The sequence below is a fragment of the Prevotella sp. genome, from assembly GCF_051059605.1.
Lineage (GTDB): Bacteria > Bacteroidota > Bacteroidia > Bacteroidales > Bacteroidaceae > Prevotella.
On sequence record NZ_CP050883.1, the window covers coordinates 1,456,898 to 1,472,208 of the forward strand.

Sequence of the window (15,311 nt, forward strand, 5' to 3'; positions counted from 1 at the left end):
CTTCTCACAAAATACCATTTATATACAATCACTATGGCTATAAGGCTATGTGATTAACGACTGGTAGCTAATAAAACTAAAAAATATATAATACTTTTATTGCTTCAAACATTATTTTTAGCTATATTTGCAATATAGTTTAATGTTTTTGCGCCCTTAAAACCACACAATATGTATAACTGGAAACTCATAATACCCTTGCTGATAATGCCAAATTTCACAATGCAAGCTCAGGAAAAACACAGTCTTTCAAAAAATGACTCTTTGGAAATAACGCGACTGATCCCAGAACGCAAACAGGGATCGGCAGATATTGTTACTGAAGACAGAATGAACAAGGGACTTGTGATAAACTCACTCAACGCATTAAGCGGACAAGCTGCAGGTGTGAATGTGACTTCTGGCGAAAACCGAATGGCACAGTTGAGCAGTGTGCGAGTAAGAGGTACGACTTCTCTTACGGGTGGAAACGATCCGCTTGTTATTATTGATGGCGTTTACAGCGACCTTTCTACCCTTTCATCTATATATCCGGCAGATATAGAGAGCTTTACTATTCTAAAGAATGCGGCTGAAACAGCAAAATATGGTTCTAGAGGTGCATCAGGTGTGATACAGGTTACGACCAAAAAGGGACATGGAAGTATGTTTCACATTAGTTACGATGGGAATATTGGCTTTGAGTCTAAATACAAGACCATAGACATGTTGCAACGTAACGGATATATATCAACGGCAAAGACACTGGGACTTGATTACAATGATGGTGGATACAACACTGATTTTCAGGATGCAGTAACAAGAACTGGAATTGTACAAAATCATCATATAGCTTTCAGCGGAGGCTCTGAAAGCAGTAACTATCGTGCGTCAATAGGAGTTATGGACCACAAAACGATTGTTAAGGTTAATGAATACCAAAACTTCACTGCTAAGTTTGACCTATCACAAAAGGCATTCGACAATCTTCTTTCTATTGATTTTGGTGTATTTGGAGCTTCACAAAAGAACAACTATATATTTGACGAACAGAAACTGTTCTACAGTGCGGCTACACAAAATCCAACATATCCAAAAGGAATGAATGCATTGGGCGGTTGGGATAAAAACTCAACAGCTAGTCAGATAAATCCTCCGGGAGCATTACTAAAAGAGAAGAACGATGATAAGAATCTTAACTTCAATACTCATTTAGGACTGGACTTTACACTAGAAAAAGAACTACATTTTAAACTATTCGGCAGTTACAGCTATAACTCTCTTGAAAATGCAGTGTTCTGCCCAACATGGGTTTGGGCACAGGGGCAGGCTTACCGTGGAGAACATAAGACTGAAGATATGCTGGGCAATGCAACTATTGAATGGAAACACTCATGGGGTATACACGCTATAGAAGCAACGGCAATGACTGAATATCAAAAGAGCAAACATAGCGGCTTTTGGACACTTGTAAAAGGTTTCACAACAAATGAATTAGGATATGACAATCTTGCTGCCGCCTCTACAAGACCATACGGAGGTACAGGATCTGACTACACAGAATCGTCACTAGCTTCAGCGATGGGTAGCGTATCTTATACACTTCTGAATAGATACACCGTTGCTGGCAACATGAGAGCAGATGGAAGTAGTATGTTTGGAGACAACAACAAATGGGGCATATTTCCATCAATATCAGGAACATGGGACGTTGCTGCCGAACCTTTCTTTAAAAGTTTACGCAAATTGGTAAACATCTTCAAAATAAGAATGGGATATGGACTCTCTGGAAACCTAGGAGGTATTGATCCATACAACTCAATAAATTTAGTTCAGCCTACAGGTCTAATATCTTATAACGGTTCACCAACTATAACAATGGGACAATTCCGCAATGCTAATCCTGATTTAAAATGGGAAACACGCAGCACATTCAATATTGGTACGGATATAAGTTTTTGGAAGAACAGAGTGATTCTTACAGCAGAATACTATTACAGTAAGACACGAGACATGCTATACCAGTATGATGTACCTGTTCCACCATTCACATATAATAAGTTACTTGCCAATCTAGGAGAAATGAGCAACAGTGGTTTTGAACTAGGTTTAGGTGTTACTCCTATATCAAAGAAAGATATGGAACTAAACATTAACATGAACGTAGCTTTCCAAAAGAACAAACTACTATCATTGTCGGGCAACTATAACGGCACACAACTTTCAGCTTCACAGATAACAAGTATAGGTTCACTTAACGGTGCTGGATTTCATGGTGGCAACAACAACATCGTATACCAAATAATAGGTCAACCACTTGGAGTCTTCTATTTACCCCACTGCACAGGGTTAACAAAAAACAGTGACGGCAGTTACAGCTATGCCATTGCTGACCTTGACCATAATGGAAAGATAAACATCGAAGACGGAGGCGATAGATATATTGCAGGACAAGCCACACCAAAATGGATATTAGGATCAAACATCAGTTTCAGATACAAAGAATTTGATGTGTCATTGCAGATAAACGGAGCTTTCGGTCACAAGATATACAACGGAACAAGTCTAACGTATATGAATATGTCTAGCTTTCCCGACTATAATGTAATGGCAAAAGCACCCAAGCAAAACATCAAAGACCAGACTGCAACAGACTATTGGCTGGAAAAAGGAGACTACCTGAACTTTGACTACCTGACAATAGGTTGGAACATACCTGTAAAAAATAAATATATCAGTTCACTACGTCTTTCATGCTCTGTCAATAATTTAGCTACCATAACAGGATACAGTGGACTCACACCAATGATAAACAGTTATGTAGTTGACGGAACACTAGGCATTGACGACAAACGGTCATACCCACCATATCGTTCATACTCTATAGGAATAAGTATTCAATTCTAGATCACATGAAAAAAACATATCATATAATAATGACGATTATCGGTATTGCCGGAATGACATTATCGACAACATTCCTATCGTCTTGTCTTGATGAGAGTCCCAAAGACAGACTGCTCGAATACAAAGCTTACGATTCGTCGACGAATTTATATATAAACTCAGTAGGAAACCTATACAATTATATCGGTGGAAACAGTAACAGTCAAGGCATTCAAGGCACTTATCGTGGTGTTTATGACTACAACACATTTACCACTGACGAAGCTATTCTGCCGACAAGAGGAGGAGACTGGTATGATGGCGGTTTCTGGCAAGACTTATATATGCACAAATGGACATCCACAGACAAGGCACTACTAGACACATGGAACTATCTCTATAAGGTAGTTGGACTATGCAACCATTCTTTAGCAGAGATTGAATACAACAAAAATCTTCTAAACGACTCTGAATATAATGAATACACTGCTGAAGTAAAAGGCTTACGGGCTATGTTCTACTTCTATATAATGGATATGTTTGGAAACGTGCCGCTTTCTATGAAAGACGCGGCTACACTTGATGATATGACACAATCAACACGTCAGGAAGTAGCAAGTACGATAATATCTCAACTGCAAGAGGCTGCAACATATCTTCCTGACGAACACAGTAACATTCAAGGAAAATATTACGGTAAATTCACACGTCCTGTGGCTTATTTCATACTAGCCAAGATGATGCTTAATAATGAAATTTATCTTGGTACTGGCGAACATACGTTTAATATTGACGGGAAAAAGCTTAATGCATGGGAAGCATGCATATATTATTGCGACATGATTGCCAAAGATGGATATTCTCTTGAAAAGAACTATGCCGACAACTTTGCCGTACACAATGAGACTTCAAGTGAGAACATATTTACTATACCTATGGATAAGACATTATATAGCAACCAATTCTGGTATCTCTTCCGTAGCAGACACTACAATCATGGAAGTGCGATAGGTATGGATGCAGAAAACGGAAGCTGTGCTACCCTATCAACTGTTAAGACATACGGATATGGCACAGATTCTATTGACAGCAGATATAGTATAAACTTCTACAGTGATACACTGAGAGTTGACGGAAAGATTGTTTATCTCAACAATGGTGAACCTTTGATTTATAGACCACTTGAAGTTTCACCAGATCTTACTGGAAGTAAATATGAAAAGACAGGTGGAGCAAGAATGTCTAAATATGAAATAGACCGTACAGCACATGCTGACGGAAAGCTACAAGACAATGACATTGTGCTATTCAGATATTCTGATGTATTGCTTATGATAGCTGAAGCAAAAGTGCGCAACGGTGAAGACGGCACACAAGAACTCAATATGATACGCAATCGTGTAGGAATGAACGAAAGAAAGGCTACGCTGCAAAATATCCTTGACGAAAGACTACTTGAACTTATGTGGGAAGGCTGGCGACGTAATGATATGATTAGGTTTGGAATCTTCCAAAAGGCTTACGACCAACGTAAACAAGTGGATAATGAAGATAGCAAATTCACATATCTGTTCCCTATTCCACAAGCTGTAATAGACATGAATACAAAATTAAAACAGAACCAAGGATACAAATAAATGTACACGAATAACAAACTGCAACTCTATCCTCTGCTGCGTCTCGCTATAGCCTTTTGCATAGGTATAGTTGCAGGAAATCTATTGTATGAGCACATAACGATGGGTATATGGCTCACTTCAGGCATTATATTCATCGTTTTAGCATTACTTATAAAACGCGAACATATACAAAGCATACTAATTGCTGCAACGACATTAGCACTTGGTGGCACTTTGATGTCACGACAACTGAAAGTAACTGATATACAACTTCCAAAAGAAACATCACAATACGAGGCTTTGATTACAAGCACACCAATTGTCCACGGTAAGGTGTTGAAATGTGACATTGAAATTATGAGCCTCAACGGAAAGTCTATTGGCTGTCCAATCAATGCAAAAGCTACTATTCTAAGTGATACTACAACTGAAATGAAACTGAATACTGGTGATGGGATATGCGCTGAGTCGGTTTTAGAAAAGCCACAGAGCATATCTGGCAACTCAAACTTTGACTATGCACAATGGATGAAAATACACGGATACACAGCACAGACATTCATTCCATATTGGAATATCCATCCTGCAAGAGTTTCGCTTGGCAAAAATGCTTATGACAGATTATGCATGAAAGCACGTATATTTCGTGACAACCTATCAAAAAAACTATTTGCGAATAACGGAAAGGATAAAGAGGCTTACTCTGTAATTTCAGCAATGACTCTAGGCGACAAGAGTGCACTGGACAAAGATACGAAAAATGCATTTTCTATATCTGGAGGAAGTCATGTCCTTGCATTGTCGGGATTGCATCTTGGAATAATATTCTCCGTTTTCCTGCTTTTGTTCGGTCACAGTGCAATCGCAATGACATTATCTATAATTGGTATCTGGGCATTCGCCTTTATTGTAGGCATGCCTCCGTCAGTAGTACGCAGTGCTGTGATGCTTTCAATATATGCCCTTGTAAGTATCATAAACAGAAGGAGCATAAGTTTTAATACCCTTGCCTTTGCGGCAATCGTGATACTTGTAATCAATCCACTTAGTTTGTGGGACATAGGATTTCAAATGTCGTTCATGGCTGTTGCTGGAATATTCACCCTATACAAGCCAATGTATATGCTGTTACATCCTTACAACAAACTGTTGAGTTGGATATGGGGAAGCATCTGCGTATCATCATCTGCACAGATATTCACATTTCCGATAGTACTTCATTGCTTCGGACGCTTTTCATGTTATTTCATTCTTACAAACTTTGTTGTAGTACCATGTGCCACATTGATAATATACATGGCTGTGGCATTGATAATAACAATCCCACTAACTGCACTAAATAACATTGTATGTTACGTAATAGTGCAGACAGCGGGATTAATGAACCGTTCTATATTTTTTATAGCAGGACTTCCGGGTTCGTCAATAGAGAATTTTTATATTTCCACTTTACAGACCTGGCTGCTATATATCTTCATTCTCAGTAATATTGCAATGCTAAGAATACTAAAAGTCCGAAATTAATTATCCTCTAAGAACAAAGGATCATCAGGAGTAACCATGGTTGGTTTCTGAGAAGCAGCATCCAATATCTTTTGTGTGGCATATTTCTTATTCACAACAAGACGGAACATATACTCATTAAACCAGTTATTAGTCATTATCAAGCATCCCTTCTGACCATAAGTAGGTCCCCAACTATTCTCAACTTTCCATTTTTTTGGACTACCATTCTTGTCCATATCTACAGCTGTAAGAGTCATAGCATGAGTAGAACCACTGTCAAAAGTACTGATACGATCAGCTTTATTCATATTGAAAGTAGTTCCCATAAGAGTAGCATAATCAAAGTTGTCTACATCCATATATCCACGCTTGCGGTCTAACTGCTTGCCTACGTCATAGCTAGAATAAATTTTGTGTCCGTCTTTTATTGAAGCAATGGCTAGTTTGGCAATCTCTTCCATAGGAAGATTAAGATAGGTCCAGTTGTGACCATCATAAGTGTGGCGGTCATATTCCACTTCAAAAGTTTTATAATAAGGACGGCGTGGATCATTCATTACCATAATGAAAGTTCCATTAAGTTTCTTTCCAACGGTAGCTTCATAGAATGTCTGTGGGGTGTACTTATGTGCTTCACCAACAGCCTTACCATTTTTATCAGTAAACGTATATGTGAACTCCTTAGCAGGTTCACCAATAGTAAGAGTTAGCAAATGATAAATATCTGCTAGCATTTCTGTCTTTCTATCTTTTATCGCATTCTTACTCTTTCCAGAAGCAACCATACGACGAAGTTCAAGTCCGTATTCACGCAACTTGCTAGATACAAGCCTATCCATAATCTTAGTATTGTCACTTGAGTATGTTTCTGGCTGAATACTCATTGGAACCAAACCATACTTTTCAGTAAGGTCTGCTATACCACAAAATGTACCGCCATCACTGATAGGATTCTTAAAGAAGAACTGCACAGTAGGGTCTTCCATAGGTTTCTTTGCATTATCTATAACCCCCTGAAGCATAAGGTTTGCCTTCTCCAACTGATCATAGAAAAACAAATAAGCATGAGAGAACTCAACAGCAAGAGTATCGTTGTGCTGTTTTGCAAAATCTCCACGAAGCACATTCATTCCAGTAAACATCCAGCAACGTCCAGAACTCTGCTGGTCGTGAATATTCTGACTAGGGGTCTCATTACTGAAATATGTATCAACAGTGCCTTGATTGGCAAAGTTCTTTGCCAAATCGTCTATACTATTAGATGCGATTGCATTGAAAATAGCCTTATCAGCTTTTGATGATTTCTGTGATTTCTCTATCTGCTGCAACATATTAGCAGATATGCCACCTGGATTTGTCTGTGCCAACATCATTGATGCTACACACAAGCAAAGTCCAACTGTTAAAGTCTTTTTACTCATGATAATGTTTACTTTTAATATTTTTACGCCTTCAAAGGTAATAATTAATGTATTGAAACACAAAGAAATTAATATTTCTTTTAAATTTTGCACTAGCAGAATAACCATATGCGAATTATTATCTGAATGTTATCTATAATTATATATTTATTTTTGTATATCCAACTGATTTTTAGTAATTTTGCAATCTAATTCAATTTTAGGAATTACTCAACATTGAGATATAATAAAATACAATATATATTATGAAATTTCAGGAAATACCAGTACTGCTGCTTACAGGTTATCTGGGCAGCGGAAAGACAACATTGGTTAACAAAATTCTGTCTAACAAGCGTGGTATAAAATTCGCCGTAATCGTTAATGATATCGGTGAAGTAAATATCGATGCTGACCTGATACAGCAAGGTGGCATCGTTGACCAGAAAGACGACAGTCTTGTTGCATTGCAGAACGGATGTATATGCTGCACCCTGAAAATGGATCTCGTAGCACAACTCCGCGACATCACAAGCATGCAGAAATTTGACTATATTGTAATAGAAGCTAGCGGTGTATGCGAACCAGCACCTATCGCACAGACAATATGTTCTATACCAACTATGGGACCAGAATATATCAAAGGCGGTATAGCACGTCTTGACTGTATCACTACAGTTGTTGACGCACTGCGCATGAAAGACGAATTCGGAAACGGTGAAAGCCTCATAAAACAGAATATTGCTGAAGATGATATCGAGAACTTAGTTATACAGCAGATAGAATTCTGTAACATTATATTGCTTAACAAAGCATCTGAAGTTGAACCTAGCGAACTGGAACGTCTAAAAGAAATAATCATAGCTTTGCAGCCACATGCAACAATTATTGAATGTGACTATGGCGATGTAGACCTTGATAAGATTATCAATACACATCTGTTTGACTTTGACAAGGTTGCTACTTCTGCTGCATGGATTGACGAAATAGAACATCACCACGATGATGAACATGATGATGATGACGATGATGATGAACACGACCATGAACATGACCATGAACATGACCATCACCACGAAGGACACCACCACCATCACGAACATGATCACGAAGGTGGAGAAGTTGAAGAATATGGTATCGGCACATTTGTATATTATCGTCGCAAGCCTTTTGACCTTGTAGGATTTGATGAGTTCATAGCTTCTAAATGGTCAAAGAATATCATACGATGCAAGGGTATATGCTGGTTTAAGGAAGAACCTGCAACATGCTATGTATTTGAACAGGCAGGAAAGCAGATGAATCTCCGTAATGCTGGTCAATGGTATGCAACGATGGAGAAAGATGAACTTGCTGACCTTATGCAGCGTGAGCCAGGACTGCGTCAGGACTGGAATGAGCAATACGGTGATAGAATGCAAAAACTTGTATTCATCGGTCAGCATCTTGACAAAGATGAGATAACAAGACAATTAGACTCTATTCTTCTTGACTGATAAAGCATGAAACTAGATAAATTCAAAATTATAGCTATAGACGCTGACGATACACTTTGGGACTGTCAATCGCATTTTGACGATGTCGAAAATATGTATTGTCAGTTGCTATCAAAATATGCTGATGCTGAAACCGTATCTGACTCTTTGTTTGCAATAGAAAAAGCAAACATGGATTGTCTTGGTTATGGAATTAAAGCATTTACAATGTCATTGATTGAGAATGCTATTAAGATTTCTGAAGGTGAAGTACATGGAAATATAATAGAAGAGATACTACAAATGGGTAAATCGCTTTTATCTTTCCCAACAACTCCACTGCCAGAAGTTGAAGACACTCTTATTACTCTCAATGAAAGAAAGAATGATGACAACTATAAACTGGTAGTTTTTACCAAAGGAGAACTTCAAGATCAAGAAAACAAATTAAAGCGTTCTGGACTTGCCAACTACTTTGATGATGTTATAATAGTTTCAGAAAAGACAGAGCATGAATACAAACATCTGTGCGTGAACTACAATATACATCCAGAAGAGCTACTTATGATTGGTAATTCTTTCAAATCAGATATTGCACCTGCACTTAATATTGGAGCATACGCAATTCACGTCCCATTCAGTGTAGCTTGGAAAATGGAACTATCTGAAACTTTTGATCATAAACGCCTCACTACAATAAAACGTTTCGGCGAAATCTGCCAATAAAGCATAAATATATTTTTTACTTCGGGGTAATTTTATTACCCCTTTCTTTTTTTATAATGACACCATTTGAATTTAAGCCACAGCTGGTGGCTACATTAAGAAATTACAATCGCAAACAGTTTATCACTGACCTCATGGCAGGTATCATTGTTGGAATCGTGGCATTGCCGTTGGCAATAGCTTTTGGCATCGCCAGTGGAGTAACACCTGAAAAGGGAATAATAACAGCTATCGTTGCCGGACTGATAGTATCATTATTCGGAGGAAGTAAGGTTCAGATAGGTGGACCTACAGGAGCTTTCATCGTAATAATATATGGTATTATCCAACAATATGGAATTGAAGGATTAACCATCGCTACAATAATGGCAGGAGTATTCCTGATTATTTTCGGACTGCTGCATTTGGGTACAATAATAAAATACATTCCCTATCCTATCGTAGTTGGATTTACAAGCGGTATAGCCGTAACCATTTTTACGACACAGATAAAAGACCTTCTTGGGCTTTCGATAGCAAACGTTCCTGCTGACTTTTCTAGTAAATGGATTGCATATATTCAAAATATCGGAACAATTACTCCTTGGAATGCAGTAATAGGTATTGCGAGTGTTATCGTAATTGCGATATCACCAAAGTTCAGTAAGAAGATTCCAGGATCACTGATAGCTATTATAATAATGACTGTATCAGCATTGCTTTTAAGACAATATGCAGGTATTACATCAATAACAACAATTGGTGACCACTTTGCCATAAGTAATAAACTACCTGAAGCAACATTACCAGCATTATCTTTCGACACGATAAAGTCGCTGATGCCTCCTGCTATTGTCATTGCCGTACTAGGAGCTATCGAGTCTTTACTTTCTGCCACTGTCGCTGATGGTGTTATTGGCTCACGTCACAATTCAAATACAGAATTGATAGCACAAGGACTGGCTAATCTGGCATCGCCTATCTTCGGTGGAATACCAGCAACAGGTGCAATAGCAAGAACAATGACTAATATAAATAACGGTGGCCGCAGTCCTATCGCAGGAATAATACACGCAGGCGTATTACTATTGATATTCCTCTTTTTAATGCCATTGGCAAAATACATACCTATGGCTTGTCTTGCCGGAGTACTAGTAATTGTTAGCTACGGAATGTGCGGTTGGCGTTCATTCATTGGAATTATGCACAACCCCAAGAGCGACATTATCGTATTGTGGGTAACTTTCCTTCTAACAATATTCTTTGATTTAACCATCGCTATTGAAGTTGGATTAGTATGTGCATGCCTACTTTTCATGAGACGTGTGACAGAAGTAACAGACGTTAAAATTATAACCGACGAGATTGATCCATCAGAAGAGAACAGTGATTTCATGCTTGGAAATCTGGAACATCTGACAATACCTGAAGGCGTAGAGGTTTATGAAATCAATGGTCCATATTTCTTTGGTGCAAGTAACAGCTTTGAAGAGATCATGGCAACATTCGGAGACCGTCCAAAAGTAAGAATAATAAGAATGAGGAAAGTGCCGTTTGTTGACAGTACAGGAATACATAATCTAACAAATCTCTGTATGATGAGCAAGAAAGAGGGCATACAAGTTATACTTTCTGGAGTGAATGAAAACGTGAAGAAAACGCTTGAACATGCACGCCTCGAAAATATTATCGGCAGGGATAATATATGCAGTCATATAAATGAAGCTTTAGAAAGAGCAAAGGAAATCAAATAAGTAGTTAAAAATTACATATATTTTCTAAATTCATTTTGATTTATTCAAAATATAATCTATCTTTGTCATTGATGATAAATACATCATGGAAATATAAACCATTAAAATAAATCGATATGAAAGATTTAAAAGGCACAAAAACAGAGAAAAACCTACATGACGCCTTTGCTGGTGAGAGTATGGCACGTAACAAATATACTTATTACGCCTCAAAAGCAAGGAAAGAAGGTTATGAGCAGATAGCAGCTCTTTTTGAAGAGACTGCTGGAAATGAAAAAGAGCATGCAAAACTCTGGTTTAAGTATCTCAACGGTGGGGATTTTGCACCTACTATGGATAACTTAGTTGACGCTGCAAGCGGAGAACACTACGAGTGGACAGACATGTATGCTCAAATGGCTAAAGAAGCTAAAGAAGAAGGCTTTGATGAGATTTCGAGGAAATTTGAGCTTGTTGCTGCTATTGAAAAGCATCATGAAGAGCGCTACTTGAAACTGTTGCAAAACATCAAGGACGGAATCGTATTCTCACGTGATGGAGATCGCATCTGGAAATGCCGTAACTGCGGACATATCATTATCGGAAAGAAAGCTCCTGAAATTTGCCCTACGTGCAATCACCCAAAGAGTTTCTTCGAAATAAGTGCAGAGAACTATTAAATAATATCTATAATAAAGAGGCAGCTTAATAAGCTGCCTCTTTTTCGTGGAATTATCTGAACTTTATCATAATTCGGAGTGAATAGCTTACTGCATTCGGTTTAATCAAGTTGTATTTATTTCGTAGACCTAAAGAAAGCACCTTAAAAATAACCAAAAACACTATACCATCAAAACTGAAATACCGTATTGAAAATAACCTTTAAGATAAGGACATACACCGTAATTAAATAAAATATTTCATTTTTTATTTTGTATTGTGTGAGGCTTGCAGTATCTTTGCACAAATAATCATGCTAAAAGTATTGATGGACAAAAGTAAATTTGGATTATTAAGTAATATTATATATCCGGCAGATCTTCGTAAACTCAACGTTGAACAGTTACCCGAAATCTGCAAGGAACTACGCGAGGATATTATTGATGAAGTTTCTGTTAATCCAGGACACTTCGCATCATCGCTAGGTGTTGTGGAAATAACTGTTGCTCTGCATTACGTATACAATACACCGGAAGACCGTATTGTGTGGGATGTTGGACATCAGGCCTATGGACACAAAATACTTACAGGACGTAGAGATAAATTCTGTACCAACCGTAAGTTTCATGGTATATGCCCATTTCCTAATCCACGCGAAAGCGAATACGATACTTTTACATGTGGACACGCTAGCAATTCCATTTCAGCAGCATTAGGTATGGCTGTGGCAGCTAAGCATAACGACCAACGTCATGTTGTTGCTGTTATCGGAGACGGAGCTATGAGCGGAGGTTTGGCATTTGAAGGACTAAACAACGCATCAAGCACACCAAATGACTTACTGATAATCCTCAACGACAACGATATGTCTATTGACCGTGCCGTAGGAGGCATGGAACAGTATTTGCTTAACCTTGACACTAACGAGACTTATAATCGTTTGCGCTTCAAAGCTAGCAAATGGCTGCATAGCAAAGGATATCTTAACGAAGACCGAAGAAAAGGTATCATCAGACTAAATAATGCATTGAAAAGTGCGATAAGTCATCAGCAAAATATCTTTGAGGGTATGAACATTAGATATTTTGGACCTTTTGACGGACATAACGTCAAGGAAATAGTAAGAGTTCTTCAGCAACTGAAGAATATGAAAGGTCCGAAACTTCTACATCTTCATACAGTAAAGGGTAAAGGATATGAGCCAGCTGAGAAGGCTGCAACGATATGGCATGCTCCAGGCAAGTTTGATCCAGAAACTGGCGAACGTATGATTGCCGACAGCAGCAACCTACCTCCTAGATTTCAGGATGTATTCGGAAAAACACTTTTGGAACTTGCAGAACAGAATCCAAATATAGTTGGTGTTACTCCTGCTATGCCTACAGGCTGTTCTATGAATATAATGCAGAAAGAAATGCCTGATCGTGTATTCGACGTTGGAATAGCCGAAGGACACTCTATAACATTCTCTGGAGGTATGGCAAAAGACGGATTACTGCCATTCTGCAATATATATAGTGCTTTTGGTCAAAGGGCTTATGACAACATCATTCACGATGTAGCAATACTTAATCTGCCGGTTGTTATATGTTTTGATCGTGCTGGATTAGTCGGAGAAGACGGTCCTACACACCATGGCGTTTTTGACATGGCAGCATTGCGTCCAGTTCCTAACATTACAATAGCAAGCCCAATGGACGAGCATGAATTGCGTCGTCTTATGTACACAGCACAACTTCCTGATAAGGGAACGTTCGTTATTAGATATCCACGTGGACGCGGAGTTCTTACCGACTGGAAATGTCCATTGGAAGAAATAGAAGTTGGAACTGGCAGAAAACTCCATGACGGTAAAGATGTTGCAATACTTAGTATAGGTCCTATTGGCAATAATGTTGAGGATGCGATCAAGAAGTATTGTGACTCAGATAATACACTAAGTGTTGCACATTACGATATGCGTTTTCTAAAACCATTAGACGATAATTTACTTCACGAAATAGGAAAGAAATTCAATCGTATAATAACAATCGAAGACGGAGTACGTAACGGAGGATTGGGTTCATCTATCCTTGAATGGATGAGCGACAATGAATACACTCCAAAGATTACCCGTCTGGGTATCCCCGACTCTTTTGTTGAACACGGACCTGTCGAAGAACTTCAGAAGATATGCCATATTGATTCTGATAGTATCATTGATGCAATAAAGAACTTAAAATGATAATAATCAATAAAATACACAAGTGGCCATGGAGATATTCACCGTTTTGGTGATATTCCCGTCGGTTACATGAAAACACAACTAAAAATATCATATGAAACCTATTAAATTCAATCCACTACTGAAATCCACTATTTGGGGTGGTGACAAAATTATTCCGTTTAAACGCCTAGCTATAAACCAAGAAAATGTTGGTGAAAGCTGGGAAATATCGGGAGTAAAAGACCATGAAAGCATAATAGCTGAAGGCGAATATGCAGGAACAAAATTAAATGACTTAATAGCAAAACTTAAAGGTAAACTTGTAGGAGAAGAAAACTACAAACATTTCGGCAATGAATTTCCTCTATTAGTTAAGTTTATCGACGCAAAAGACCAATTGTCTATTCAAGTACATCCTAACGACGAGATTGCCAAAAAGCAAGGTATGAAGCGCGGAAAGACAGAGATGTGGTATATCATGGACAGTGACGAAAACGCAAAGTTGAGAATCGGACTTAAGAAGAAGATCACTCCTGAGGAATACAAAGAGATGGTTGAAAATGACACGATCACTGATGCTCTTGCCGAATATACCGTAAAAGAAGGTGACTGCTTTTTCTTACCTGCAGGCAGAATTCATAGCACAGGAAAAGGATGCTTTCTTGCAGAAATACAACAGACAAGTGACGTTACATGGCGTATTTATGACTTCAAACGCAAAGATAAAGATGGAAACTATCGCCAACTTCACACAAAACAGGCTGCAGAAAGCATTAACTACAATGTGGAAAATGACTATCACACAGATTATAAAGCAGAAAAAAATCAGGGCGTCAGCCTTGTACGCTGTCCTTATTTCTGCACAACAATATATGACCTTAACGAACCTATGACAATAGACTATAGCGGTCTTGACAGTTTCGTTATCTTCATTTGCCTTAAAGGGCACGCAGATATAAGTGACAATGAAGGAAACAATATTTCTTTAGAAGCAGGCGAATCAATACTCATACCTGCAACAACAAAAGATATATATATAAAAGGTGAGATAAAATTCCTTGAGTCTTACATTTAATATTAGCATACAAACAAAAAAGCACGAAGAATAGATAATCATTCTTCGTGCTTTTTTATTATGAACA

At 38.1% G+C, this 15,311-nt stretch carries 10 protein-coding genes; 9 read left to right on the top strand and 1 reads right to left on the bottom strand.

Annotated features, from left to right (window positions below; translation table 11 throughout):
* Nucleotides 1–207: 207 nt before the first annotated feature.
* From HEQ28_RS06005 to HEQ28_RS06015, 3 genes are read left to right on the top strand one after another with little or no spacing between them, the layout of a single operon-like run.
* Entirely contained in the window at nt 208–2,886 is a 2,679-nt protein-coding gene (locus HEQ28_RS06005) for a SusC/RagA family TonB-linked outer membrane protein (protein WP_434504238.1), read from the top strand.
* Nucleotides 2,887–2,891: 5 nt separating this feature from the next.
* Entirely contained in the window at nt 2,892–4,502 is a 1,611-nt protein-coding gene (locus tag HEQ28_RS06010; RefSeq protein ID WP_434504239.1) for a RagB/SusD family nutrient uptake outer membrane protein, read from the top strand.
* Complete coding sequence (locus tag HEQ28_RS06015) at nt 4,503–6,008, top strand: ComEC/Rec2 family competence protein (protein WP_434504240.1); 1,506 nt, start codon at nt 4,503–4,505, stop codon at nt 6,006–6,008.
* Here the strand turns inward: HEQ28_RS06015 and HEQ28_RS06020 are convergent.
* Complete coding sequence (locus HEQ28_RS06020; protein WP_434504241.1) at nt 6,005–7,411, bottom strand: aminopeptidase C; 1,407 nt, start codon at nt 7,409–7,411, stop codon at nt 6,005–6,007. The two genes, HEQ28_RS06015 and HEQ28_RS06020, sit on opposite strands and share 4 nt — an antisense overlap.
* Before the next feature lie 245 nt (nt 7,412–7,656).
* Between HEQ28_RS06020 and HEQ28_RS06025 the strand changes: the two genes are divergently transcribed.
* The 6 genes from HEQ28_RS06025 (at nt 7,657) to HEQ28_RS06050 (ending at nt 15,244) form a co-directional block, all read left to right on the top strand.
* Complete coding sequence (locus HEQ28_RS06025; RefSeq protein ID WP_434504242.1) at nt 7,657–8,886, top strand: CobW family GTP-binding protein; 1,230 nt, start codon at nt 7,657–7,659, stop codon at nt 8,884–8,886.
* A 6-nt stretch (nt 8,887–8,892) separates the two neighbouring features.
* A complete protein-coding gene (locus HEQ28_RS06030) occupies nt 8,893–9,591 on the top strand; it encodes an HAD family hydrolase (protein ID WP_434504243.1) in 699 nt (232 codons plus the stop codon).
* A gap of 56 nt (nt 9,592–9,647) precedes the next feature.
* Nucleotides 9,648–11,324 (top strand): SulP family inorganic anion transporter, encoded by a 1,677-nt coding sequence (locus tag HEQ28_RS06035; protein WP_434504244.1) that lies wholly within the window; start codon nt 9,648–9,650, stop codon nt 11,322–11,324.
* Between the two features lie 116 nt (nt 11,325–11,440).
* Entirely contained in the window at nt 11,441–11,983 is a 543-nt protein-coding gene (rbr, locus tag HEQ28_RS06040; RefSeq protein WP_434504245.1) for a rubrerythrin, read from the top strand.
* A gap of 308 nt (nt 11,984–12,291) precedes the next feature.
* Nucleotides 12,292–14,187 (top strand): 1-deoxy-D-xylulose-5-phosphate synthase, encoded by a 1,896-nt coding sequence (gene dxs / locus HEQ28_RS06045; protein ID WP_434504246.1) that lies wholly within the window; start codon nt 12,292–12,294, stop codon nt 14,185–14,187.
* A gap of 94 nt (nt 14,188–14,281) precedes the next feature.
* The gene (locus HEQ28_RS06050; RefSeq protein WP_434504247.1) at nt 14,282–15,244 is read left to right on the top strand and encodes a type I phosphomannose isomerase catalytic subunit; all 963 of its coding nucleotides are present in this window, start codon (nt 14,282–14,284) and stop codon (nt 15,242–15,244) included.
* Nucleotides 15,245–15,311: the final 67 nt, after the last annotated feature.